This is a genomic window from Bacillus sp. SRB_8 (genome assembly GCF_003264205.1).
GTDB lineage: Bacteria > Bacillota > Bacilli > Bacillales > Bacillaceae_G > Bacillus_A > Bacillus_A mycoides.
The window spans coordinates 43592-66877 of the sequence record NZ_NADT01000017.1; the positions used below are offsets into that span (position 1 = coordinate 43592).

The 23286-nt window shown below is 37.0% G+C and carries 29 protein-coding genes and 1 pseudogene; 13 read left to right on the plus strand and 17 right to left on the minus strand.

Annotated elements, in window-relative coordinates; genetic code table 11:
- Nucleotides 1-5: 5 nt before the first annotated feature.
- From B5P40_RS09345 to B5P40_RS09355, 3 genes are all read right to left on the minus strand, one after another.
- Complete coding sequence (locus B5P40_RS09345; RefSeq protein WP_113709193.1) at nt 6-674, minus strand: hypothetical protein; 669 nt, start codon at nt 672-674, stop codon at nt 6-8.
- 123 nt (nt 675-797) lie between these two features.
- Nucleotides 798-1592: a nucleotidyltransferase domain-containing protein gene (locus tag B5P40_RS09350; protein ID WP_113709194.1), complete on the minus strand. Its 795-nt coding sequence runs from the start codon at nt 1590-1592 to the stop codon at nt 798-800.
- A gap of 51 nt (nt 1593-1643) precedes the next feature.
- Entirely contained in the window at nt 1644-1952 is a 309-nt protein-coding gene (locus B5P40_RS09355) for a YuzD family protein (protein WP_000248586.1), read from the minus strand.
- A gap of 206 nt (nt 1953-2158) precedes the next feature.
- On the opposite strand from B5P40_RS09355, the gene B5P40_RS09360 reads away from it, so the two are divergent.
- Nucleotides 2159-2395, plus strand: a complete 237-nt coding sequence (locus B5P40_RS09360; RefSeq protein WP_000431158.1) for a NifU family protein — start codon at nt 2159-2161, stop codon at nt 2393-2395.
- A gap of 435 nt (nt 2396-2830) precedes the next feature.
- On the plus strand, nt 2831-3046 hold the full coding sequence (locus B5P40_RS09365) for a hypothetical protein (RefSeq protein ID WP_001137788.1): 216 nt from the start codon (nt 2831-2833) through the stop codon (nt 3044-3046).
- A gap of 59 nt (nt 3047-3105) precedes the next feature.
- Here the strand turns inward: B5P40_RS09365 and yutH are convergent, their stop codons facing one another.
- Nucleotides 3106-4107, minus strand: a complete 1002-nt coding sequence (gene yutH / locus B5P40_RS09370; RefSeq protein ID WP_002089339.1) for a spore coat putative kinase YutH — start codon at nt 4105-4107, stop codon at nt 3106-3108.
- A 120-nt stretch (nt 4108-4227) separates the two neighbouring features.
- Between yutH and B5P40_RS09375 the strand changes: the two genes are divergently transcribed.
- Entirely contained in the window at nt 4228-4719 is a 492-nt protein-coding gene (locus tag B5P40_RS09375; protein ID WP_002015902.1) for a phosphatidylglycerophosphatase A family protein, read from the plus strand.
- Between the two features lie 19 nt (nt 4720-4738).
- Here the strand turns inward: B5P40_RS09375 and B5P40_RS09380 are convergent, their stop codons facing one another.
- The 3 genes from B5P40_RS09380 to B5P40_RS09390 all read right to left on the minus strand — a co-directional run bounded on the left by B5P40_RS09380 (nt 4739) and on the right by B5P40_RS09390 (nt 9084).
- Entirely contained in the window at nt 4739-5218 is a 480-nt protein-coding gene (locus B5P40_RS09380; RefSeq protein WP_002015903.1) for a GNAT family N-acetyltransferase, read from the minus strand.
- Nucleotides 5219-5738: 520 nt separating this feature from the next.
- Nucleotides 5739-8312 carry an FtsX-like permease family protein gene (locus tag B5P40_RS09385; RefSeq protein WP_002191072.1) on the minus strand — a complete coding sequence of 858 codons (2574 nt, stop codon included), beginning with the start codon at nt 8310-8312 and terminating at the stop codon, nt 5739-5741.
- On the minus strand, nt 8296-9084 hold the full coding sequence (locus B5P40_RS09390; RefSeq protein ID WP_002191073.1) for an ABC transporter ATP-binding protein: 789 nt from the start codon (nt 9082-9084) through the stop codon (nt 8296-8298). The genes B5P40_RS09385 and B5P40_RS09390 overlap by 17 nt, the downstream gene beginning before the upstream one ends.
- A 284-nt stretch (nt 9085-9368) precedes the next feature.
- Here B5P40_RS09390 and B5P40_RS09395 point away from each other — a divergent pair, with 284 nt between their 5' ends.
- The gene (locus tag B5P40_RS09395; RefSeq protein WP_002191075.1) at nt 9369-9950 is read left to right on the plus strand and encodes an NAD(P)H-dependent oxidoreductase; all 582 of its coding nucleotides are present in this window, start codon (nt 9369-9371) and stop codon (nt 9948-9950) included.
- 31 nt (nt 9951-9981) lie between these two features.
- On the opposite strand, the gene B5P40_RS09400 is transcribed toward B5P40_RS09395, so the two are convergent.
- The 4 genes from B5P40_RS09400 to B5P40_RS09415 all read right to left on the minus strand — a co-directional run bounded on the left by B5P40_RS09400 (nt 9982) and on the right by B5P40_RS09415 (nt 12659).
- Nucleotides 9982-10512, minus strand: coding sequence for an iron ABC transporter substrate-binding protein (locus tag B5P40_RS09400; protein ID WP_113709195.1), 531 nt, complete (start codon nt 10510-10512; stop codon nt 9982-9984).
- A gap of 116 nt (nt 10513-10628) precedes the next feature.
- Nucleotides 10629-11393: a TIGR01457 family HAD-type hydrolase gene (locus B5P40_RS09405; RefSeq protein ID WP_002129729.1), complete on the minus strand. Its 765-nt coding sequence runs from the start codon at nt 11391-11393 to the stop codon at nt 10629-10631.
- A gap of 107 nt (nt 11394-11500) precedes the next feature.
- Nucleotides 11501-12133: a helix-turn-helix transcriptional regulator gene (locus B5P40_RS09410; protein WP_002191077.1), complete on the minus strand. Its 633-nt coding sequence runs from the start codon at nt 12131-12133 to the stop codon at nt 11501-11503.
- Between the two features lie 85 nt (nt 12134-12218).
- Nucleotides 12219-12659 carry a DUF86 domain-containing protein gene (locus B5P40_RS09415; RefSeq protein ID WP_002015910.1) on the minus strand — a complete coding sequence of 147 codons (441 nt, stop codon included), beginning with the start codon at nt 12657-12659 and terminating at the stop codon, nt 12219-12221.
- 147 nt (nt 12660-12806) lie between these two features.
- On the opposite strand from B5P40_RS09415, the gene glpX reads away from it, so the two are divergent.
- From glpX to B5P40_RS09435, 4 genes are all read left to right on the plus strand, one after another.
- Nucleotides 12807-13778, plus strand: a complete 972-nt coding sequence (gene glpX / locus B5P40_RS09420; protein WP_002191079.1) for a class II fructose-bisphosphatase — start codon at nt 12807-12809, stop codon at nt 13776-13778.
- A gap of 16 nt (nt 13779-13794) precedes the next feature.
- The gene (locus B5P40_RS09425) at nt 13795-14061 is read left to right on the plus strand and encodes a DUF3055 domain-containing protein (protein ID WP_002167444.1); all 267 of its coding nucleotides are present in this window, start codon (nt 13795-13797) and stop codon (nt 14059-14061) included.
- A 373-nt stretch (nt 14062-14434) separates the two neighbouring features.
- Nucleotides 14435-14932: a hypothetical protein gene (locus B5P40_RS09430; RefSeq protein WP_002192361.1), complete on the plus strand. Its 498-nt coding sequence runs from the start codon at nt 14435-14437 to the stop codon at nt 14930-14932.
- An 11-nt stretch (nt 14933-14943) separates the two neighbouring features.
- Complete coding sequence (locus tag B5P40_RS09435; protein ID WP_002191081.1) at nt 14944-15465, plus strand: GNAT family N-acetyltransferase; 522 nt, start codon at nt 14944-14946, stop codon at nt 15463-15465.
- Between the two features lie 10 nt (nt 15466-15475).
- Here B5P40_RS09435 and B5P40_RS09440 read toward each other — a convergent pair whose 3' ends face one another.
- A complete protein-coding gene (locus B5P40_RS09440; RefSeq protein ID WP_000435944.1) occupies nt 15476-15778 on the minus strand; it encodes a YutD family protein in 303 nt (100 codons plus the stop codon).
- A 118-nt stretch (nt 15779-15896) separates the two neighbouring features.
- On the opposite strand from B5P40_RS09440, the gene B5P40_RS09445 reads away from it, so the two are divergent.
- Nucleotides 15897-16475, plus strand: coding sequence for a YhcN/YlaJ family sporulation lipoprotein (locus B5P40_RS09445; protein WP_002191082.1), 579 nt, complete (start codon nt 15897-15899; stop codon nt 16473-16475).
- Nucleotides 16476-16512: 37 nt separating this feature from the next.
- Here B5P40_RS09445 and B5P40_RS09450 read toward each other — a convergent pair whose 3' ends face one another.
- The gene (locus B5P40_RS09450; RefSeq protein ID WP_002191083.1) at nt 16513-17244 is read right to left on the minus strand and encodes a MerR family transcriptional regulator; all 732 of its coding nucleotides are present in this window, start codon (nt 17242-17244) and stop codon (nt 16513-16515) included.
- Nucleotides 17245-17343: 99 nt separating this feature from the next.
- On the opposite strand from B5P40_RS09450, the gene B5P40_RS09455 reads away from it, so the two are divergent.
- Nucleotides 17344-18159 carry a YhfC family intramembrane metalloprotease gene (locus B5P40_RS09455; RefSeq protein ID WP_002191084.1) on the plus strand — a complete coding sequence of 272 codons (816 nt, stop codon included), beginning with the start codon at nt 17344-17346 and terminating at the stop codon, nt 18157-18159.
- A 301-nt stretch (nt 18160-18460) separates the two neighbouring features.
- Here the strand turns inward: B5P40_RS09455 and B5P40_RS09460 are convergent.
- Nucleotides 18461-18772 (minus strand): annotated as a pseudogene (locus tag B5P40_RS09460) (hypothetical protein); the annotation flags it as partial.
- Nucleotides 18773-18905: 133 nt separating this feature from the next.
- On the opposite strand from B5P40_RS09460, the gene B5P40_RS09465 reads away from it, so the two are divergent.
- Complete coding sequence (locus B5P40_RS09465) at nt 18906-19460, plus strand: histidine phosphatase family protein (protein ID WP_113709196.1); 555 nt, start codon at nt 18906-18908, stop codon at nt 19458-19460.
- 74 nt (nt 19461-19534) lie between these two features.
- Nucleotides 19535-20014: a YbaK/EbsC family protein gene (locus tag B5P40_RS09470; RefSeq protein ID WP_002034581.1), complete on the plus strand. Its 480-nt coding sequence runs from the start codon at nt 19535-19537 to the stop codon at nt 20012-20014.
- Nucleotides 20015-20034: 20 nt separating this feature from the next.
- Here the strand turns inward: B5P40_RS09470 and lipA are convergent, their stop codons facing one another.
- The gene (gene lipA, locus B5P40_RS09475) at nt 20035-20931 is read right to left on the minus strand and encodes a lipoyl synthase (protein ID WP_002034580.1); all 897 of its coding nucleotides are present in this window, start codon (nt 20929-20931) and stop codon (nt 20035-20037) included.
- 189 nt (nt 20932-21120) lie between these two features.
- Here lipA and B5P40_RS09480 point away from each other — a divergent pair, with 189 nt between their 5' ends.
- Nucleotides 21121-22104 carry a M23 family metallopeptidase gene (locus B5P40_RS09480; RefSeq protein WP_002034579.1) on the plus strand — a complete coding sequence of 328 codons (984 nt, stop codon included), beginning with the start codon at nt 21121-21123 and terminating at the stop codon, nt 22102-22104.
- Between the two features lie 56 nt (nt 22105-22160).
- Here B5P40_RS09480 and yunB read toward each other — a convergent pair whose 3' ends face one another.
- Together yunB and B5P40_RS09490 are read right to left on the minus strand one after the other, a co-directional pair.
- The gene (gene yunB / locus B5P40_RS09485) at nt 22161-22892 is read right to left on the minus strand and encodes a sporulation protein YunB (protein ID WP_002129745.1); all 732 of its coding nucleotides are present in this window, start codon (nt 22890-22892) and stop codon (nt 22161-22163) included.
- A 55-nt stretch (nt 22893-22947) separates the two neighbouring features.
- Nucleotides 22948-23250: a YunC family protein gene (locus tag B5P40_RS09490; protein ID WP_002015926.1), complete on the minus strand. Its 303-nt coding sequence runs from the start codon at nt 23248-23250 to the stop codon at nt 22948-22950.
- Between the last annotated feature and the right edge of the window lie 36 nt (nt 23251-23286).

A 23286-nucleotide genomic window follows, 5' to 3' on the forward strand; every position in this document is an offset into this window, starting at 1 on the left:
CCCTCCTACAACGCCCAAGTAATATTCATTTCTTCAAACGACTCCTTACTCACTTCCAACCCTTCGCCATCATTCGTTTCAATCATCGCTACCTCTTCTTTAGACAACATAATTTTCTCGTTTGGATTTTTGATTTTTCTCTCATACACGAGTTGTAAAAGATCCATTTGCTCCTCTGTCAGTTCATACTCTTCTTCCAATCTTTCTATTGCAGATTCCGTATCAAGTAATGGGATTTCTAATAAGAATCCACCGTGCTCTTCCATCTCTTCAAATGAATCAATTGAATATGCGCCGCTATCCTCAATCCAAAATGCCGTCGTAATGAAAGGAACTGTTTCCCCCTCTACCTCTTCTAATACGTATTGGAGTGCTTCCTCTTTAGCAATTTCTATCACTTCCGAAGGTGCCCCTTCAAAATAATTTGCCGCATCAATCCACTCATCAATTCTCTCACTATTCACATCTTGAAGACATACGATTGTGTACTTCGAATGAAAAGTAATTGTCCCTCTTCCGCCTTGACTATCTTGCATACTATAGTTAAATCCATCCCATGAACTTTCATGTGAGAAATCAGGAGCATGTGCTACAAAAATTGCATCTGCAATCGACTTTAAGATGCAACCTCTCCATAATTGTTCTTTGTCTATATGTAATTTATATTTACTCATCGTCTTCCCCCATACACATATTTTTTCTATTATCTTTCCTCTACATAATACTTGTAAAGTACTTTTTCATTATATAAAAATAGTAAAAGCATCCTTTATATGAAGGATGCTTTTACTATTCACCTACCACTTCCCCCTACACTCTTCAATTACATACAGCAAATACCGCTTCGTCATATCAGCCCGTCTCCACCTAAAGAGCTTTCGCTTTCCTTCTGGATTATGCCGCATTCGCTCTACTTCCCTTAATAAAGGCTCCCACTTATGAGAGTAAAGTTCCAACATGTATTGTAATCCTCTATCTTTTGAAACAATTGTTTTATGATCTAACGTATATAAAATGCGTCCCATCGTAACGACAGCTGATTCTACCCACTCTTCTATGAAAAATAAATATGGTTGCTTCGCTTTTTCACTCCAGTACTGTTCTACGTTGTATTTCATCGTATTTACTACATCATCCCACCTTATTTGAAACGAAAGATCTTCAGCTTCTTTCCCGGTAACTGTAATACCTTGATTTTTTAACGTCCACCATGTGACCGCGTTAATATCCCAATGACCAATATCAGCCTTACCATCTGCACAATACACGTACTCATTTATTTCATGATTGTATTTCCCTAAGTCAGCAAGCGGAATATACATACCGTCCATTCTTTTACCTAACGTACTTTTACTAATTTTTTTATGCAGTTCTATAATTTGTTGTTTTTCAGCTTCATTCACGGAATCACTTATTACCGTAACAAAATCAACATCGCTCGTTTCTATATGAAATGCTCCTAGCGCGATTGATCCGTAAATATATACCCCAACTATTTTTTCATCCGAAAAAATTTCTTTTAATTCTACTATGTACTGCTCCATTAATTGCTTTACTTCTTCTGGTAAAGCATGTTTTATTCCATTCTCCACATCTATCCCTCCATAAAAAAAGCCTTCGCAAATTCGCAAAGGCTTCATGCTTTATAAATATTTCTCGATTTCTTCATAAACATCCTTCAAACGTGGATTTCCTTCTCCAACGATTTCACCATTTACAAGAACGACTGGATAAAATAGATCTTCCTCCACTACTCGCTCTGCGAATGCTTTTTTATCTTCATCTTCTTGTTCTTCTTGAAAATCAATATACTCAAACTTAAATTTATTTTCTTGTCCTTCATATTTACGACCAATCGCCGCTTGTAACCACTCAAACGTTTCTGTTGAAGATGGCATTCCAACGCAGCTCGCACAAATTACTTTCGTCCCATACACTTGCACATTAACCATTTCTTCTCCCCCACTTCTCGTTCTAACAGTATATTCAGATGTCTTATTTCATAAGCACATCATTTTACAAATTTATTCTATACCCCTATACTGAAAAAACACGTTGTACACATGATACAATATTTCGACAATAAAACAAGAAGAGAAAAAATAGATTTTCCCCTCTATCTTGATTATAATAAAACTGATGAAAGGAGTCGATAAAAATGGAAAACCCACATATGGAAGAACAAGTACTAGAAGTATTAGATAAATTACGTCCATTCTTACTTCGCGATGGCGGAGACGTTGAATTAGTAGACATTGAAGAAGGTATCGTAAAATTACGCCTTATGGGTGCTTGCGGAAGCTGCCCAAGTTCTACAATCACACTAAAAGCTGGTATCGAACGCGCATTACTTGAAGAAGTACCAGGCGTTATTGAAGTAGAACAAGTATTTTAATTAAAAGCGGAAGCGGCTCGTCCAAAATGTGAGGAGGATGGAGCTTCTGACATAGAGGCGCTTTTTGCCTCGGCGGAAGAAGCGAAGCCACCGAACATTTTAGCCGCTGGAGCTAGATAATATCTAAAAGCGGAAGCGGCTCGTTCAGAACAGAAGGTCATTGGAGCTCCTGACGAAGAGGCGATTTTTGCCTCACAGGAAGGCGCGAAATGGCCGACTGTTCTAGCCGCTGGAGCTAGACATTATCTAAAAGCAGAAGCGGCTCGTTCAGAATCGCTTCCTAGAAAGAGACCCAAATGGGTCTCTTTTTTTATTCAAATAACACTTCCCCTTTAACATCATAAAACAAAATTGGAAATCCTTCTCAAAAAGTGCGATAATTAATACTATAGAATCGTTCACACATATACAGAAAAAAACATAGGGGGACGACACATGCCAAGAATGGGGAACACTTTCTTAACAATTCAAGAACTAGAAAAGAAAAAAGAGTATTTATTAGACCTTTCATCCGTTATACCAACATGGAATGCAAGTTATCAATTTTTATTTAAAGAAATCCAGCAAGAATTATTGAGTAAAGTAAATGAAAAAATCGAAAGACATCAATTCATTTTAAATATATGTGCAGATCAACAGGTAGGGGCATAATGTATTACATACAATTGTGATATATAAAAAAGAGACCTCACCCGGTCTCTTTTTTCATTTTAAGACAGCCAATCTAATTTCCTAATGCCTAACTTATCAACAGGTAAACGAAATGACTCGTAAAAATGATTCATAAATTGCTCAGTGCGCTTCACATCATGTAAAATGATTTCTAAACGGGCTCTATATATGCCTTTTTGTTCTTCGTTTCCTGTTTGATAATATCGTTCAATCGTTTCAAAGTAGTGAAGCGGGAACAGAAGCCTTGCGAATAATAAGCGCCAACCAAATGAAGAGAGCGAATAATTACGTTCATAATCTGTAATGAATTGAACTACCGTTTGCTCCCAATCTTTCTTTTTTTCTATCATCATATAGCGAATACATTCTGCTATATCTCTACTTGGGTGATCATATACCCAATCAAAAGGAAGTTTTAAACGCTTCGTTTGCTGCCATAATAAAGGTGTAAATCGTTCTTGGCAAATTGTTGCTGCGTCAGTTATTTGTGGTGTATCGTCCATTTCTGTATCGACAACATATTGAATTGCATTTTCTGCAACTCCTAAGTAATACGGGAAGGATTCAATAAACAATTGATCGAATACGTCTGAAGGATGGTTCATCACTTGCGATTGCCAAAACCTTTCTAATTGGTCGAGCCTTTTTTCCCATAATGCTTTCCATTCACCAATGCGGCTTAATTGCTCAACTTCTTCTGGAAAGAATGCGCCACGTTTATGGAATATAGAAAGCTCACTTCCTAATGATGTAGCATGTCGCTCTAACATACGCATACCTTTTAATAAGCAGTAATTTTTTTCTTCTATCTCACTTACATAGTAGCCGTGTATAGTCGGAACGAAAGTCGAAACAGTTATATCCCCTTGCTGGTTCATATAATCACTGAGCTTTTTCATCTCTACAAGTACTTCTTCCTCCATTTCTCCAATTGGAACAAGTACATAAATTTTGTTGCGAATCCAAAAGCTTTTATAGGGGCCAAGGGGGATTAATTCTTTAACATGCATGTGATAATGCTCATAAATATGCTGAATCATCGCAGTCGCCACCTATGGTTTTTCTTTATATATATGAGCTTGTGCTCGCCTTTCATTCCTATGCACATGATAAAGCAATGAAACGTATACAAATACTAAAAAGAAAAAAAGGTGATAAACATGAAAGACTCAAATCAACTACAAGAAAGAGCATTACAACTATTACAAGAGCGCGGTGTAACAATTGACGATATTGCTGATCTTGTTCATTTTCTTCAAAAGAAATACCATGCAAATTTAGAGATGTCAGAATGTCGTTATAACGTTGAGCGTGTACTATCAAAACGAGAAGTACAAAACGCTCTTATTACAGGCATTGAACTTGATGTCCTTGCTGAAAAAGGAATGTTAAGTCAGCCGTTACAAGATATCGTAAAACGCGATGAAGGACTATATGGAATTGATGAAGTCATCGCACTTTCAATCGTTAACGTGTACGGGTCAATTGGCTTCACGAACTTTGGATATATCGATAAATTAAAACCAGGTATTTTAGAATACTTAAATGATAAATCAACTGGAAAGGTGCATACATTCCTTGATGATATCGTTGGCGGAATCGCTGCCGCTGCTTCAAGTCGTTTAGCGCACCGTGCTGAGCATTCGGAATAAGGGGTCTAGGCCGTCAGTTTCACACTGACGGCCTTTCATATTCCATAAGCATGAACTCTCTTCCACGGCTCAAAAAAAGAGGTCCTACTTGAAATCCAATGTTTTTATACAGCCTAATCGCTCTCTTATTGAATGTCGCTACACTCAGTCGAAACATTTTCGAATTCAATTCCTCAGTAGCAAATGCTATTCCCGCTTGAAAAAATATTTCCCCCATCCCTTTTCCTGTTAACTCCGGCTTCATTCCAAGCCCAATATCTACTACATCTTCTCCCCTATATAAATTAGCATCTCTTCCCCCTGGCACTTGTGCATTTTCTCCAAAACAAAAATAGCCGATGAATTCTCCATTCTCTCCGCAACAACCGTAATACGTCCCATCTAGCAACTCTTCTATTACTTCAGCATCTCCCGAAAAGCTATATAACGTATAGGGATTTTCATACTTCCACGTATTTATTTCTTTCGCTTCTTCTTCTGTTAACTTATGTATATCCATTCATCTCGCTCCTTATCAAATACTCTACTAATCTATATGTATTTACTCATTCATTTTCCAAACTTGATTCTCCTCTAATCGTAATATGCATAGTTACATACGCACACCCCTTTAAAAAATGCTAAAATTTATTTGAATCGCTGTTGTTACACTTCTTGATTAAGAAAGACTGTTAACCGGAAAATTAACGTCTTATCAAACCCAAGCAATTGGCACGTTTTGTCATCATGAAAGACACTCGAAAGAGTGTCTTTTTTCTATACCTGAGCAGGACCTGCTCATTTACAAAATTAATGCATAAATTAATATAACTCTTAAACCCATTATTCCCTTTCTATACGTTGCAGCGTTCGTTGCGACAGATTCGGATAATAAAAAGCACTCCAGCCAGAGTGCTTTTTACTTTCAAACAAGGAGGTTACATATATGGATAGTACTCTTGTATTTAACTTTGGCATTGGTATTGTTATCATTTTATTCGTCTTCTTTGTACTTTGTATGAGCGGGATATAGTAATCTTTTATGCTGATAACTCCTTTAAAGTATCACTCAATTTAAACTTTCTTAATTGTAATGAAGCAATCATTGCTGCTCCTGCTCCGAGTATAATGCTAGCTAGTGCCAATATTAAAACTTGATTATACGGAATGATAATAACCGTTAACTCTAAGCTTGATAACACAATATAACTAAATACAATTCCACCTAAAACCCCAATACAACCAGCTATCGCTCCAAGTAAAGTGCCCTCTAATAAAACAATCCGTCTCATTTGCTTCGGAATAGCTCCTACCGCACGAATCATACTAATTTCAGCACGTCTTTCATGTAAACTTGAGACAATCGCATTCATTAACCCTATACCAGAAATAATGAAAACAATTACAACTAACAAGCGAATTAACATCATCATTTGCGATAATAACTGCTTCTGTTCTTTTAATAAATCATGGCTATTAATAACTTCTACGTTCTCTTTATTATTTGTAATTTGTTTTACTTGCTTCTTAATCTCTTCAAATGATTGATTAGAATTTGTCATAACTTGAATTGCTTCATATCCTTGCACGTGAAACTTATCACGAACCCATTGTTCATTTACGAAAATGTCTAATCCTCTTCCCCTTAATCCTTGCTCAATAATCGAAACGACTTTAATCGTTTGTTTTTCTTTCCCTTTTCCTTGTACTTCAATCGTATCATGCAACTGAATCCCTAATGTTTTAGCAGTTCTCTTCGTAACGACTCCCTCACCATCTTGTAATGGCTTATTTAAATCTTGTCCTGTAATCACTTTCGCTTTTGTTACTTTTTGATAAGCAACAATATCATTCCCCACAACTTCTATCACATCATATTCAAAATCATCTTTCCTCACATTTTCATACCACTCTTGATCCGCTTTTTTAAAATCATAATTTATAAGCTTCGCTGTAAAGTCAGTAACATTTGCTACGCTCTCTTCTACACCATCAATTTTTTTAACCTTCTCCATCCAACTAAATGGTAATACTTCAGTACTTTGCGACTCTATTGGAATTCTTATTACTAAATCAGCTGGTAAATGTTTTTGTAACCCATCTTTCATGCCTTCGTAAATAGAGTTTATATACATCGTTCCAACAAGTGCTAACATAAAACCAAATGCTAGTATAGCAACCGATACAGCTGCCTTATTTCGATAACGAATTACATTTCGGCTACTAATCGTCGTTTCAATTCGTAATATCATTTGAAGTGGTTTTGCAATCACTGGTGCTATCATCCGAATAAATAACGGAATCGCAAATAACAAACCGACCGCAAATAACAGCGCACCTATCGCACTTGGATTAAAACCGATATATCGCTCTAATACGTTACCCGCTAGTCCAATAACAGTACCAATGATTAAAATACTACCACTAAAAGCACTCCACCTTTTTTCTTTTTTCTCATTACTAGGAAGACCTGGCCTAAGCGCTTGAACTGGTGGAATCTTTCTAACCATAAAGGCTGGTATAATAGCCCCTATGATAGACATAACAATCCCTAGTAAAAACGTAATGAGTAAAATCTCGCCTGAAATCGAGAATGATTCTTTCACTGCCCCCTCAATATTCACCCATTTATTAATAGATGATGCGGCGATTGTTTGCGTACCTGCTCCAAGAATAACTCCTGCTAGTGATCCGATTGCCCCAATACATAAAGCCTCTAATAAAACGACTAATATAATTTGATTTGGATTACTACCAAGTGCACGTAATAATGCCCATTGCTTAAATCGACTTCTGACAGATAAGAAGAAACTTCCCATTATTAAAAGGGCTACAACAAATAAGGCAATACCACCTAAACTAAAAATTAATGGCTTCATTACATTTAGGCGTTCAAATGCCTTATCTACATAAGTACGTTGGTCCACCTTTATATTTTCAATCTTTTTATGTACATCAAAAGCAATTGCTTTTTTCACATTTACATCTTGTACTTTCACTTGAACAAGATTGAATTGATTTGGTAAATTTAATTCTTTTTGAAGCCAATGGATTGGAAAATAAGCACTATGCCCCATTGACGCCATTAACGGTGGGTTTAAAATACCGACAACTTTCACAGCCTTTTCACCATGCTGCGGGAATGGCAGTTTAATCGTATCTCCTACCCGTATATTTTCACGATCTGTATACCCTTTTGTCAGTGCTACTTCAGCACCTTCTTTCGGATATCGTCCTTCTAATATTTTATAAGAATGCATTTCTGGAGAATCTTGCTCAACACCCCAATAAGATGGCTTTCCCGATAGTTCTTTATAATGTGGAAAAGGATACGGTATAAGTGCTTTTGATATTTTTTCAGCATTTTCTAAGCCATCTATTCCTTTTAAACTTTCATTATTTAAATACATGTCATTTTTTATATAGCCAAATTGTAAATTATAATCTCCATACCGACTTACTACTTGTTCCTTCACACTTTGCTCTACTGATTGATTACCTAGTAATAACATCGTCGCTAACATAACACCTAAAGCTGCACCGAGGGCAATCAACATATTTCGCAACCAATTTTGTTTCATCGATTTTACCGCATACTTAATTACCCATCGCATCACCTTTACCTCCTACTTTAAAGTGACGATTCATAATCTCTTGAATGTGAGTAACTTGTTGCGGGATATTTCGAAATTTCCACCCTTTACTTTCAGTATGCTCATGAATCACCTCACCATCTAATAAGAAAACGACTTTATCAGCATGGGCCGCTACGAACGGATCGTGCGTTACAATGACAGCTGTTTGCCCTAATTCATCACATGCATTGCGAAGTGCCGCGATAATATTTTTGCTGTTTTCTGAATCTAACGCCCCTGTTGGCTCATCTGCTAATATAATAGCCGGCTCATTTGCAAAAGCTCTTGCTATCGCAACCCTTTGCTGTTGCCCACCTGATAACTGTGCTGGTAAATGCTTTTCTTTTCCTTTCAATCCAACGAGCTCTAATAAACGATTTGCTGTCACAGTTGCCTTCTTTTGCGAAACATTATCTAATAGTAAAGGCAACCCTACATTTTCCTCCGCATTAAACACTGGAATTAAATTAAACTGCTGAAAAATAAAACCGATTTTATGCCTTCTAAATAAAGCGAGCTCTTTCTCTTTTAATGTTGAAATCTCTGTACCGTCAACTCGAATATTACCTACCGACGGAATATCTAATCCACCTAACAACTGAAGTAAGGTCGTTTTACCCGATCCACTTGCCCCCATAATACAAACAAAATCCCCTTTTTGAATTTGAAGATTAATACCTTTTAATATTTTTACTTTACTATCCCCAATATCAAACGATTTTTCTAACCTTTCAATTTCAATAATATTCATCCTCATATCCCCTTCTCTCTCTATTTATCAATCTATATATTCTATTCAAAAATGCAAAATCCCTACTATTTTGTATTTTTTTGTCACATACTAACATTTATATTAACCGGTAGTAAGTGCCCGATTAGTGTGAGCAAATAATCAGTGCGGGATGGCCCACCCACCGATTAAAGTTTCATTTTATTTCTCATGTCAGAAAAGTTGATTCTCGCAACGAAAGTAACCATAATAGTTACACAAATATATAAAAACTATTCACATATCCACAAATAGGAGGAAGAACAATGAAACATGTAATCGTTTATGCACACCCGAATACAGAAAGCTTCAACCATGCAATTTTAGAAACTGTAAAAAGTGAATTAGAAGGAAAAGGGCATGAAGTGCGCGTTCGTGATCTATACGAATTAAATTTCAATCCAGTATTAGGTGCTTCCGATTTCACCTCATTTTCTCAAGGAAATACACCAGAAGATATTAAAGAAGAGCAAGAGCATATCTCTTGGGCTGATAGCATTACATTCATTTACCCCGTTTGGTGGGCAGGACTTCCTGCTATTTTAAAAGGATACGTTGACCGTGTATTTAGCCACGGCTTCGCTTATGCTTACGGTGAGAATGGTATTGAAAAGTTATTAAGCAGTAAAAAAGGATTGTTATTATCTACGATGGGAAATTCGAAAGAAGTATACACAGCAGGTGGTATGTTTGACGCAATGAAGAAAACAGCGGATGTTGGTATTTTTGAATTTACAGGCATTGAAACACTTGAGCATACATTCTATACGAGTGTTCCTTCTGTGGATGACAGTGTGCGTAAACACTATCTTGAAGAAGTTAAAGACGTTGTGAATCGTGCATTTTAATAAAAAACTCCGGTTATAACAACCGGAGTTTTTATTTCATCATCAATTTCGGAATATATCTTTGAAGAATGCTTTCTAATTCATTCATATCTTCCTGTCTAATAAGTAAATTCACATTATCATTCATTTTTTCTCGCCCGCGATATAAAAATATATTTTCCTTTGGATTTTCCCATGTTGATGTTTTATAGCCTTTTAATTCTTCGTATGAATAAAAGCTCAATCCGTCTATTACACCTTTTTCATATATTTGTACACTTTTAATCAGATGGATAGCTATTAAAGTCATAAAACAACTTACTACAGCATAACTACCTGACTGAACGAGAAACTGTTCAATTGTACCAATATCACCACTTACGTACTGAGCATATGTATACATACATTGTCCGATGAAATACGCCGGTCCAAGTGATGCAATCCAACGCCGTTTCACCCGAGGATATGTTGCAATAAGTTTTCCCGCGCTTTTTTTCATTGCATTTATTTTATATATCTTCCATAGAACAAAGAACAAAACACATAATGCAAAAACAAACATAATGCATGACATCCAGTACACTCTTATTCCCTCCCCTTTTATATCAATACATATAAATTCTACATTTTATACAACTACAGTACATATGCAATTATGCATAAAAAAACAGGCAACCGCTCCCGGTTACCTGCATTTCATTACATCTTCTCAATCCACTCCGTCAAGTTGTGCACAACTTGCGTCGGTTGTACTTCATATTCTGTTAACTTGTCCACAGTTGTTACTCCAGTGTGGACAAGAAGGGTATGCATACTAGCATTTATCCCCGCTAAAATATCTGTATCGTAGTTATCCCCAACCATTAAAGCTTCTTCTTTTCCTATGCCAAGCACTTTTAACGCTTGTTCCATAATGATTGATTCTGGTTTACCAATAAAGATTGGGTCCACACCTGTTGATACTGCAACAACTGATGTTAATGAACCGTTACCTGGTAATAATCCGCGCTCAGTTGGAATTGCGATATCCCCATTTGTTGAAATAAACGTTGCACCGTTACGCACAGCAAGGCACGCTTTTGCTAATTTTTCATATGTGATATCGCGATCTAAACCAACAATGACGAAATCAGGATTTTCATCCACAATTTCAAATCCCTTTTCCACAAGAGCAGCGTGTAAGCCCTCTTCACCAATCATATATACAGTTGCATCTTGTTTACGCTCATAAATAAAGTTCGCTGTAGCCATACTCGTTGTGAATACTTGCTCCGCTTTCGCTGGAATATCGAAACGAACAAGCTTTTCTGCAACTTGTTCTGGTTTACGAGTTGAGTTATTTGTAACGAATAAATATGGAATACCGCGCTCTCCTAACGCTTTTACGAAGTCGCTTGCTTCTTCAATTTGCTCTTCACCGCGATACATTGTACCGTCTAAGTCAATTAAATAGCCTTTATACATCTGTTTGTCTCTCCTTCTATGCTAACGTTCTCATCTATCATACCACTCTTATATTAACCCCTTTTTCAAAAGAAAAAAACGCTTTACCTTAAAGCGTCCCATAACGTTCATTTTTTCTCTTTTATTTGGTACGAACAATTACAATCGCCCACGCACATGTTCGTTAGCGCTTTCACATTTGCACCTGCTAATAACCGCTTGTACATATCTTTTTCATCTTCACACACTTGCGGGTATTTCTCCGCTATTTCCTTTAACGGACAGTTTTGCTTTTCAAGTATGAAAGAGCGTTCCCCATCTCTCTTTATTTGAACCATATAACCATTTTTCTCTTGCATAGCAGCTATTTCTTGTACTTTATAGGCTAAATTACTTTGGTTACTTATCTTCTTTTTTAACTGTTCTTCCATTCGTTTCGTTCTCGCTTGTAAAACGTAACGAAGTATTTTTTCATCGCCCATTCGAGCTAAATCATCTAATATTTCAATAGCAAACTGCTTATATTCTTTCGGGAATGTATCTTCTCCCTTTTGACTTAATCCATACAAATATGTTGGGCGTCCAACTTGCTGCCTTACCATCTTTGAATAAATTAGCTCATCATTTTCTAGTTTACTTAAATGTCGACGAATCGCCATCTCTGTAATTTCTAAAGCTTCGGCTAATTCTGCTACAGTATGCTCTCCTTTTATCTTCAGTAATTGTACAATCTCTTCTCTCGTAGTACGTGCTTCCCCCATAGCTCACCCTTCTCCCTTCTCCTTTTTCTTTCTCCTATACAATATAAGATCCCCAAAGGAATTCCCGGGGATCTTATAAGCACAATTATTCTGGTACAAATGCAGATACAGGTCCTAATTCCTTTTCTAAATAACTGTGAATATTCGCTGGGTATTTCTCTACCACGGCGATATGTTTTTGAATCGTCTTATATAATTCATCATGATTCATTTGAATATAATCTTGCGTAAGCATTTTTCGAAGAAGAATAATTTCTTTAATATGCGCTCCCTCTTCTCCACTTATAACTCTCTCGTCCATTAAAATATCAATAATATCTTCGTAACTTCCTGGATCGCGCATAATAAATCCATCAATCATCGCATTCCCTACATCTAATATACAATCGATAATAAGATGCGCCATGCGCTCTAATGCGTAAAATTCAAACTCGGTTTCATATGTCTTTTTCTCTTGAAATGTATTTGTTGCTCGTTCTAAACATACTAGCATTTGTTCTATTTTTTTTCTGTCTACAAAGTACATGAATGTCACCTACCTGGAAATTAAAGCATTTACATTTTAATTGTAACGCTTTCTTCTGAAAAAATCGACAATTTTTCGAATTCACCTTTTCCTCGTTATTTGTTATAGTTATATTTGTATGATTTTTGAAATTGGAGGAATGCAACCTTGGAACGTGAACTCGCACTAGAAATTGTCCGTGTAACAGAAGCAGCAGCCTTAGCATCCGCACAGTGGATGGGCCGCGGAAAGAAAAACGAAGCAGATGATGCAGCAACTACAGCTATGCGTGATATGTTCGATTCAGTAAACATGGCAGGTACAGTTGTAATTGGTGAAGGAGAACTTGATGAAGCACCGATGTTATATATTGGTGAAGAACTAGGAACAGGTAACGGTCCAGAAGTAGATATCGCCGTTGACCCATTAGAAGGCACAAACATCGTTGCAAAAGGTCTTGCAAATGCAATGGCAGTTATTGCAATCGCGGATAAAGGAAACCTTCTTCATGCTCCTGATATGTACATGGAAAAAATCGCGGTTGGTCCAAAAGCAGCTGGTAAAATTAGCTTAGATGATCCAATTGAAAAAACAATTGATATTGTAGCAGAAGCAAACAATAAAAAAATTCGTGACCTAACGGTTATCATCCAAGAACGTGAACGTCATCAAGATATTATTGACCGTATTCGTGCAAAAGGTGCACGCGTAAAACTATTTGGTGATGGAGATGTTGGTGCATCAATCGCTACAGCTTTACCTGGAACAGGTATCGACTTATTCGTAGGTGTAGGCGGAGCTCCAGAAGGCGTTATTTCTGCAGCAGCATTAAAATGCCTTGAAGGTGAAATGCAAGCTCGCTTAGTTCCAATGAACGAAGAAGAAGAAGCTCGTTGTCGTGAAATGGGATTAGAAGATCCTCGTCAACTTCTTATGTTAGATGACTTAGTATCTGGTGATGATGCAATCTTCTCAGCAACAGGTGTATCTGCTGGTGAATTATTAGACGGCGTGAAATTCCTTGGCGGAGATTTAGCTGAAACATATTCTATCGTAATGCGTTACAAAACAAGAACAGTACGTTTCATTAAAACGCATCACCATTTAGATCATAAACCACACTTAAACTTAGATATTTAATAAAGGAGCCATGTGTATGGAAGAACGTTTCTTTCTGTACGACGATACAGTCGCTACAAAAACGCGTTTCGTTAGCTTTATGGGGGAAAATGAGCGTCATGATTTAGCGCTTCTATACTCCGATCGTCATTACGGTAAAACGATAGTCCTTGATATGCAAAGCAACAAATTTGCTATCATCGGTCCTGACGATTTAAATGAACAAGGCTACTTAGAGCATGCATTTTCGATGTCTGAAGAAAATGCAGAAGAATTACGCTCATTTTTATTTGAACTTATATAATTTATCTGGTGCACCAGCTATGTTAGCTGGTGTTTTTTTACAATTCATATTTTGAATTTTCAATCTTATGTGTTATACTTATGAACAAATCTATTTGGATAGAAAGGACGTTATCTGCGTATGCCAACAATTACTTTGTAATGGACCAGCAATTGGATAGCATTACTCTCAAAAAAGCACCATGCTTTTTCAAGGGAGTAGTCTGCCCATTCCCATTACAAAGGAACGTAACGCATCTGTAGTATGATGTTTACGGAGGTTCCTCTTGGGGGAACCTCTTTTTATTTTTGTCTCTTTCTTATGTCTTCATACTACAAGACATCCAAATAGCTGTATTACGTTCCTTTGCCACTAATATAAGAGGTGAAGGAAAATGCAGAAAGTACAACTTTCTTGGAGTTTATATGAAAACGAACTAGCAACAATCGAAAAATATTGTAAAAATTGCAGGCGTACTACCCTTTTTACTGATACGAATATTCGCAGGCATAACGCAAACGGAAAAAACATATACCGATTTGCCATTTATAAGTGTCCGAAAGATCATACGTGGAACCAAAAGCTTCACATTTATAAATCATTTACTGATCACGTCGAAACTGTCGATATGACTCAGCAAGAACAAACTGAAACAAGTACTACCATTTCCATTACACAATACAAAGAAAGTGGTATAACCGAAATAACGATCATATTAGACATAGTTTTCGGTTCCCACCGGATTGATAAAGTGTTATCCACATATATTTCAGATTGGAGCCGTGCACTCATTGTGGATAAAATTAAAAATGGGCATATCCAACTAAATGGACAACAAATGAAACCAAACAAAACGCTTTCTGAAGGTGATTACATTTCAATTTGTTTGTAAGGAGGACTCCCATGTTAACGGTGAGAAAAGGTACGATTGATTTATTGAATGACTTAGATGTAATGTATATAGCATGCAAAGAAGCACTCTTACAGAACCAAATTTATCAATGGGATGATTCTTATCCTACGCGAGACCATATTTCCTATCATTTAAAACAAGGTGAACTGTATTGCCTGTTTGAGCATGATTCACTCGTTGGTGCTGTCGTGTTAAACGAGTGGCAATCTCCAGAATACGAACTAATTGATTGGTTAGAAACAGACGGACGCTTTCTTATCGTCCACTCTTTTGTCATCCATCCGCTCGCGCAGGGCAAAGGATATAGCAAAGTACTATTATCCTTTTGGGAAAACGAAGCAAGGCAGGAAGGTTGCAAAGGAATACGCCTAGATTGTTTTACAGGTAATCCCGTTTCATTAGGCCTATATGAAAAAAACAATTATATTTGCCGAGGTGCTGTTTATTTCAAAAGTAAACAGCCTCCTCATAATTGGTATAACTGCTATGAAAAAATCCTCTTACAATCGTAAGAGGATTTTTTCATTTCTTCACTTTTCGTAATACGAAGTGTGCACAACCGAAGTTACAGTACTCGTATAAATACTCTGATAAAGTACTAATTTTCGTATCATATGTCGAACGTTGATTACTATCATCAAAGAATCCACGCAATCTAAGTTGCTCATAACCCCAGTCTCCAACGATATAATCATATTTATTTAAAATTTCTGCATAGCGCTCTTTAAATGCTTCTTCACTAAAACCGTCACGAAAGTTTTTAATTACTTCGTACTGAACATTATTAACGCTCACCGTAGTATGAATCTCTTGCTTTTGCTCCATTATGAACTTCCTCTCTAAGCATTCTTCTTTTTATCGTATCACAAAGCATAACAACCAACAATTTCAAATACAAAAAATTGAAAATTAGTGCATGCTATGGAGAAGGAGGTGATACATCGTGAAAAAGCAAATTATCCTCTCTCTTCTCACTCTTTCCTTATTTGCAGGCTGCCAATCAACTAATAAAGCCGAAATGGAGCGTGAAGAAGGAAGTCGTGTTCTTGTTTCCAACAAAAACGACATGTATCATACGGAAAACACAAATACACGACTCACGAGAGTCGGTTATTCTTCTAAACAGAAGCATGAAGTATCTAATAAACAAGTAGGCGCTATTAACCGTGAGAAAGTCGCCGAAATGATTACGAGCATGACAGTCAAACTTCCTGACGTTACAAACGCTGCTACGCTCGTTACCGATGATGAAGTATTTGTCGTATACCGTGCAAACACAACGGATCCAAAACTCGTAGCGGATCAAGTATATAAAGCTGCTTTGTCCATCGTCCCTCGCTATTATAAAGCATATGTATCTACAGACCAAAAGTTGATTTCTCAAATTCAAGGGCTTCAATCTGGCGCGTTAAATGATACAGAATATACACAGAGCCTTGATATGCTAAAGCGAGAAATGAGCAAAAATCCTCATTTGAACAATACGGGGGATCAAACTTTGAATGATATGATTAAAAAATAAAGAAGATGGAGAAAACCTCCACCTTCTTTATTTTTGACTATTTCTTACGATCCGCATAAACCGCCATCGCATCACACATAAACTGCGCTAACCCCTCACCAAACTTATCGATATTTTTCGTGAAGCGCTCATCGGCGACGTACATTTGACCGAGTCCCTTAAAAGCATCTAATGAATATTCTCCGAAGTTTTGCAAGTAATCGTACCATACCCCGATTGCTTCTTGTGCCTCTTTAGAATTTGGTGCGCCGTGTCTAAGCGCCGCCAAATTTCTATAAATAGTATTAAACTCTTCTTGGTTGTCTTTTGACATACCTTTCGCGTATTCATTCGCTTTATCTACAGCTGCGTCTCCCCATCGTTCACGCGCTTCTTCTTCGTACGGATTATGGCTGAAATCGAAGCCTTCAAATTTCTCTTTATTCGTCATTTCAATCTCTCCTTTTGTATGCTGAATTGTTTTATCAATCGTCGCAATCACTTTATCTAACCTAGCACGCTTTTCAAGAAGCATTTTCTTATGAAGCTGTAGTGCTTCTTCGTGGTCAAATGATGGACTCATGATAATTTCTTTAATTTTCTTTAAAGGGAAGCCTAGCTCTTTAAAAAATAAAATTTGCTGCAATGTCTCTAAATTTTCATTGGAATATAGACGATATCCAGACTCTGTCGTCTCGTCTGGGGTTAATAACCCAATTTCATCGTAATGATGCAGTGTGCGCACACTAATTCCAACTAAATTAGCTACTTCTTTTACCTTCATTGTCATGTGTATCTCCCCCTTAGTACATACGATAAAGTATGACGCAACGTTAGAGTCAATAAGTAAATTCATTTTTTGTTAAAAGTTTCATCTCTCCCATATTTCATGCATAATAGATATGTACATATATTAGAAAGCGGTGAAAGTATGGTTTCAAATACTGTAATTGCCAGCATCATATTTCAACTCGTTGTTTCGGTTCTGGTCCCAATTATTGTACTCGTTTATTTCCGTAAAAAATATAATATTAATTGGAAAGTGGTCGGCGTTGGTGTTCTTATCTTTATTGGATTTACCCAAATTCTCGAAACACCGTTCCACCTATTTATGCGTGGTAATCCAGCAATCGCTCCATTTTTAGAAAATCCGTTTGTCTTTGCAATTTATGGCGGACTAACTGCTGGTATTTTTGAAGAACTAGGTCGTTTCGTTGCCTTTTACTACTTACTGAAAAAATATCGAGATTATAAAGACGGTCTTGCGTACGGAATTGGACACGGCGGTATTGAATCGATTTTAGTCGGCGGATTCGCGGGGCTTCAAACTCTTACCTTTGCAACATCTATTAATAATGGTAGCTTCGCTCAAATGGTTGAACAATACCCACAGCTGAGCCATATTAAGGACTTGTTAATAGAGCAACCTGCCTATTTATACTTACTCGGTAGCCTAGAAAGAATTATGGCACTCGTGCTGCAAATTGCCTTCACAATGCTTGTCTTATACGCTGTAAAACAGAAGAAATATATTTTCCTTATTTACGCTATATTATTCCACGCATTTGTAGACTTTTTCGCGGCACTTTACCAAACAAAAACAATTAACATCTTTGTTGCAGAAGGAATTACTCTTCTCTTCGCGATTGGTGGTTTCATTCTTATTCGTAAAATGAAAGAGAAATTAGTAAGTGTGCCAGAGTAAAAAATAACCCACCAGTTGGTGGGTTATTTTTTATATGGATTTTCGTAGTGATGATAACTTTTCCCCCCTTGCAGCTCCCTCTTTGTTTCCGCATCTATAACGATGTACTTATGAAACTCATCTACTTCATCTTGAGAAAAGGAACCAAAAAAATAAAGTGAAACTTTAATCAGTGGGGGTTTATCCACTGATTATTAGTTGAACCAATCGGGCTTTTACGGGCAGTTGATCTCCCATTTAACTACTTTTCTTTAAAACTGAATTTTGCGGTGGGAGTCTTACTGCCCGTTAATGCGGGGTAAACTTGGCGATCAGGGTGAATAAAAAAATCTTGAAACACCACGCTACTCCGACAACCCACGGCTGTTTTTTGTCTGAAAGAAAATTCTTCATCGGGCACTTCTTTAAATAAAATCTTTTTCCGAACACTATATGCTGCATTTTTATATTCTTTATACACCTTTTTATCTAACTGTTCGTAAAACACATCCTCACTCACAAATGGCTTATTTCGATTGCTTGGATTGTCTAATTTTTGATTTGATTGTGCATATGTTGTGGACAATTGCGCGAGAAAACAAATACTGAATACAATGCATATCATTTTTTTCATAATTGCACCTCAAATTTTCATTATCCACATTACTTTTCCACATACTTAGATCACTATTCCATTTCCAATAAAAAGGAATTATTTCCACATTTGTCGAAGTATATAGCGTCAACTTGAAAGATGGGGATGAATTATGAAGAAAATTATTTTAATACGACATTGTTCCGCAACTGAACAAAAACGTGATGCCGAATTAACGTTTGCCGGAAAAGATCAAGCTAACACCCTTGCTGCATTCCTCTTAGAAAATCAGCTACAAATAGATCATATTATTTCGAGCCCATTTGTCCGAGCTATCGATTCCATTCGGCCCTATGCGATTCAAGCTAACCTATCTATCGAAGAGGATGAACGATTAGCTGAACGTATATTAAGCAACGTTCCGATGGATGATTGGATGCAAAAACTAGAATCTACTTTTACAAACATAGATATTGCCTTTTCAGGCGGAGAGTCAACAAAACAAGCAACGGACCGTGCTATATCGCTTATCCAAGACGTTTTAAAGTTAAACCATACTACAACACTACTCGTTACACATGGAAACTTACTTACGCTCATTTTAAAGCACTTTGATCGTACGATCGGCTTTAGTGAATGGAGAACTTTAACGAATCCTGATGTTTACGAAATTACAATCGATGAACAAAGTTTCATAAAACGATTATGGGAAGCATCGTCCAAGTAGTATCCCTTTCCAAAACACTCAGTTGACGCCACGAGAAGAGACTGTATTAACAATAGAGAGGGGTATCATTCCATATGTATGAAGATGTACTTTCTTTACTACATAAAACAAATGCTTCTTATGAAAAATTTGAACACGAACCAGTACTTGACTATGAAACAGATCGTATCGTTCGTGAAAGACTTGGTTTGCAAGGCACTCCAAGTAAAAGCTTATTTTTAAAATCAAAATCCGGGGAGCATTACGTATTCTTTACGTTAGAAGGCACTCGCCTCAACCGAGGAGAGATGAAGGAAATAACAGGAGAGAGCTTATCTCTCTGTTCTCCTAATGAGCTAAGAGAAGAGACTGGTTGCACTCCTGGATGTGTAGCTCCTTTCGGTTATTCACAAGATGTAACGATTATTGTGGACAGTTCAATTTATACTTACGATAAAATTTTAATTACACCTGGTGTACCTGAATTTACAATTGAATTATCCACAGAGGAATTAAAAAAGATTTTATCCACATGTCAAAATAAAGTTTTAGAGTATAAGAAAAAAGAGAGCTAATGATTAGCTCTCTTTTTTCATTATTTCGCTTCTGCTGTTTTTTCTTTTGCAGAACGTACTTGCTCGTCCGCATGATAAGAAGAACGTACAAGTGGGCCAGCTTCACAGTGGCTAAATCCTTTGCTAAGTGCAATTTCTTTTAGCTCTGCAAATTCTGCTGGTGGGTAATATTTAATAACTGGTAAATGCTTCTTAGATGGTTGTAGGTATTGTCCAAGAGTTAAAATATCCACATTGTTTGCACGTAAGTCATCCATTGCTTCAATTAAATCTTCTCTCGTTTCACCTAAGCCCAGCATAATGCTCGATTTAGTTGGAATATCAGGCTGCATTTCTTTTGCTCGACGTAAAAACTCTAATGAACGGTCATATTTTGCTCTAGCGCGAACTCGGTTAGATAATCGACGTACTGTTTCAATGTTATGGTTCAAAATATCTGGTTTTGCATCCATTAACATTTTTAAGTTTTCTTCTACCCCACCCATATCAGATGGTAATACTTCGATAGACGTGAATGGATTTTCACGACGAACAGCGCGTACTGTTTCAGCAAAAACAGCTGCTCCGCCGTCCTTTAAATCATCACGTGCAACCGCTGTTATAACAACGTGCTTTAAGCCCATTTGTACTACAGAATCTGCTACGCGTTCTGGCTCTTGTAAATCAAGCTCAGTTGGTAAGCCTGTTTTAACCGCACAAAAACGACAAGCACGTGTACAAACCGCACCTAAGATCATAAATGTTGCTGTTTTCCTTACAGCCCAGCATTCATGAATATTCGGACATTTCGCCTCTTCACAAACTGTATGAAGATTCTTAGAACGCATCATTTTCTTTAAGCCTGTATAGTTTTCATTCGTGTTTAACTTAATTTTCAACCATTCGGGCTTGCGCTTATACTCTGTTTGTTTTGTCATGGTTATCAACTCCGCACAATATGAAATAGTTTACCGTGTTCGCTTCTTTCAATGTAACATATCTATTCTAACGTATGAAAGCGATTTGCTCAAATGAAGATTCTAAGATTTTTTCCAATCGTTCCCTATAATGAAATACTCCGTATATCCCACACTAAAAAGAGTGATGTTGTGAAAGGAGTCTATTTCATGCTTCGAAAAATTTCTCTTTTGCTTTCGATTTGCTTTCTTCTCCACCAAAACATCGCTTACGGTGAAGATAATCAGCAAAGCATATATGAAAAGCGCATGGCACTATATAAAGAAACTGAGCAATCTTCCGGTATTCCGTGGTATTACTTAGCCGCAATGGATCAATACGAAAGAAACATACGGAGCGTAAGAAAAGATATACCGAAAAAACCAGATGCCATCATTTCCCTTTATTTCAAACCTGAAATATGGGCTGGACCTGTTAATAGTAATGATACTCTCCCCCATACAATTTCTCTATTTGGCGGAATGGGTTTAGATGGTGACAAAGATGGATTTGCAAATGCAAATAACGACCGTGATCTTCTGCATACAGCAGCAACTATTTTAAAGAAACAAGGAACGTCGGAAGACCGTATTAACATTATGCTTTGGGAATATTATAGACGTGCAAAAACAGTTGAATTAATTACAGAATACGCCCGAATTTATAAACATTATGGACGCATTAATTTAGAAGGTAATGCTTTCCCTCTCCCGATTCGCAGTGACCATAGCTATCGTAGTACTTTCGGTGCTGGTAGAAGCTTTGGCGGCAGGAGGATTCATGAAGGAACCGATATTTTTGCTGGATATGGCGTACCAGTACGATCAACTTGCTATGGCGTTATTGAAACAAAAGGATGGAATCGTCTTGGTGGATGGCGCATTGGTATTCGTGACCTTCATAATAATTACCACTATTACGCTCATTTAGGCGGGTTCTCTAAAGAAATACAGCTCGGACAAATTGTCGAACCAGGAAAAGTAATCGGATTTGTCGGTAGTACCGGCTACGGTCCTCCTGGTACAGCTGGAAAATTCCCGCCCCACTTACATTTCGGCATGTATAAAGACAATGGCTATACAGAATGGGCTTTCGATCCATACATGCATTTAAGCCTTTGGGAACGAAAAGAACGAGCAAATACAAAACGATAACCGTAGCAAATTGCTACGGTTATTTTTATAAATATAAATCAATAGAACACTACTGACTAATTATCCGTTTTCTTTTTATCTGGTACAACAACTCCCCCGCTTCCGTAATAAGTAGGCACTTCACCTTGAACGATGCGCGTCGCAATCGGAATGTTTTGCTTCACTTTAATTTCTTTCGTGCGTAACGGAATCATAACTTGTAACGTCACTTCCACTTCCATAATAATTTTGATCGCTGTATTATTAATTCCTTGCGGCTCAACTAATTGTTTAATATCCGTATTCACATGACCAATTGGCGTAAAATTAATCGGAATATCTGGTCCTATATTACCAAGAAGCGCATTATCAGTTATGCGTCCAAAAGGAACTGACATAGATACCCCATTCTCTTCAAAAATACCAAGTGCTTTCGTATCCCCTTTTTCTACTTGTTGTAAATATTTTTCTATGTATGCAGTAGTCGATGTTAATATTTCATTTACTTGTTTTGTATTTAAATCAATTGTAGATACTTTCCCGTTCCTATCCGTTTGTACTTTCATTAATGAATCTACATCAAACCCTTCATTAATCCGGTCTTTTACCGCTTTCGTCATAACTGCTGTTGCCATTTTATGAGTCTCTGTTTCCCCATACTTAATTAACGTTGGCTGAATACTTTTATTTACAATCCATAAACCTTGAACTACCATTACGATAAAAATAATAAATGAAATAAGCAGTATATACCGAAAGGAAATCGGTCCCCTTCGAAACCGCGAATTTTTCGAACGAAATATGCCCATCAGAAAACCCTCCTTCTTATATTATTTCTATGCAAGAAAGAGGGATGATATATGCTTATCTCATTTTTAATAGTGCATCTTTTCCGATTGTGCCTACCGGAATACCTAAAGCTTCGGCTCCAGTCGTTACTGATTCCAGCGGTGCTTCAAGAAGTTGTTCAATCGTTCTTACACCAACCGCACGGCCAGCAATAATTCCTCGATCACCTAACTTCTCATTTAGAAGACCTACATCTAAAGCACCGCACATAATATATCCTTTATCGCTCATTACAGCTAGCAAATTTGTCTTTGGAAGTTTTACGCTAACAGCAATGAACGTATAGTTATCAATTATAATTGGCTCTACATTAACCATAGTTCACACTCCTCTCTTTCTTATCTTTATGACAAG

Bases quoted from the DNA above. Each gene is read 5' to 3' on its own strand.
- B5P40_RS09490 (WP_002015926.1), bottom strand. From the start codon at position 23,250: ATGGTTAATGTAGAGCCAATTATAATTGATAACTATACGTTCATTGCT.
- B5P40_RS09440 (WP_000435944.1), bottom strand. From the start codon at position 15,778: ATGGAGCAAAAGCAAGAGATTCATACTACGGTGAGCGTTAATAATGTT.
- B5P40_RS09385 (WP_002191072.1), bottom strand. From the start codon at position 8,312: ATGCGATGGGTAATTAAGTATGCGGTAAAATCGATGAAACAAAATTGG.
- B5P40_RS09480 (WP_002034579.1), top strand. From the start codon at position 21,121: ATGCTTCGAAAAATTTCTCTTTTGCTTTCGATTTGCTTTCTTCTCCAC.
- B5P40_RS09390 (WP_002191073.1), bottom strand. From the start codon at position 9,084: ATGAATATTATTGAAATTGAAAGGTTAGAAAAATCGTTTGATATTGGG.
- B5P40_RS09450 (WP_002191083.1), bottom strand. From the start codon at position 17,244: ATGACAATGAAGGTAAAAGAAGTAGCTAATTTAGTTGGAATTAGTGTG.
- B5P40_RS09470 (WP_002034581.1), top strand. From the start codon at position 19,535: ATGTATGAAGATGTACTTTCTTTACTACATAAAACAAATGCTTCTTAT.
- B5P40_RS09360 (WP_000431158.1), top strand. From the start codon at position 2,159: ATGGAAAACCCACATATGGAAGAACAAGTACTAGAAGTATTAGATAAA.
- B5P40_RS09425 (WP_002167444.1), top strand. From the start codon at position 13,795: ATGGAAGAACGTTTCTTTCTGTACGACGATACAGTCGCTACAAAAACG.
- B5P40_RS09415 (WP_002015910.1), bottom strand. From the start codon at position 12,659: ATGTACTTTGTAGACAGAAAAAAAATAGAACAAATGCTAGTATGTTTA.
- B5P40_RS09465 (WP_113709196.1), top strand. From the start codon at position 18,906: ATGAAGAAAATTATTTTAATACGACATTGTTCCGCAACTGAACAAAAA.
- B5P40_RS09395 (WP_002191075.1), top strand. From the start codon at position 9,369: ATGAAACATGTAATCGTTTATGCACACCCGAATACAGAAAGCTTCAAC.
- yutH (WP_002089339.1), bottom strand. From the start codon at position 4,107: ATGATTCAGCATATTTATGAGCATTATCACATGCATGTTAAAGAATTA.
- B5P40_RS09455 (WP_002191084.1), top strand. From the start codon at position 17,344: ATGCATAATAGATATGTACATATATTAGAAAGCGGTGAAAGTATGGTT.
- B5P40_RS09410 (WP_002191077.1), bottom strand. From the start codon at position 12,133: ATGGGGGAAGCACGTACTACGAGAGAAGAGATTGTACAATTACTGAAG.
- B5P40_RS09380 (WP_002015903.1), bottom strand. From the start codon at position 5,218: ATGGATATACATAAGTTAACAGAAGAAGAAGCGAAAGAAATAAATACG.
- B5P40_RS09435 (WP_002191081.1), top strand. From the start codon at position 14,944: ATGTTAACGGTGAGAAAAGGTACGATTGATTTATTGAATGACTTAGAT.
- B5P40_RS09355 (WP_000248586.1), bottom strand. From the start codon at position 1,952: ATGGTTAATGTGCAAGTGTATGGGACGAAAGTAATTTGTGCGAGCTGC.
- lipA (WP_002034580.1), bottom strand. From the start codon at position 20,931: ATGACAAAACAAACAGAGTATAAGCGCAAGCCCGAATGGTTGAAAATT.
- B5P40_RS09375 (WP_002015902.1), top strand. From the start codon at position 4,228: ATGAAAGACTCAAATCAACTACAAGAAAGAGCATTACAACTATTACAA.
- yunB (WP_002129745.1), bottom strand. From the start codon at position 22,892: ATGGGCATATTTCGTTCGAAAAATTCGCGGTTTCGAAGGGGACCGATT.
- B5P40_RS09405 (WP_002129729.1), bottom strand. From the start codon at position 11,393: ATGTATAAAGGCTATTTAATTGACTTAGACGGTACAATGTATCGCGGT.
- B5P40_RS09365 (WP_001137788.1), top strand. From the start codon at position 2,831: ATGCCAAGAATGGGGAACACTTTCTTAACAATTCAAGAACTAGAAAAG.
- B5P40_RS09430 (WP_002192361.1), top strand. From the start codon at position 14,435: ATGCAGAAAGTACAACTTTCTTGGAGTTTATATGAAAACGAACTAGCA.
- B5P40_RS09345 (WP_113709193.1), bottom strand. From the start codon at position 674: ATGAGTAAATATAAATTACATATAGACAAAGAACAATTATGGAGAGGT.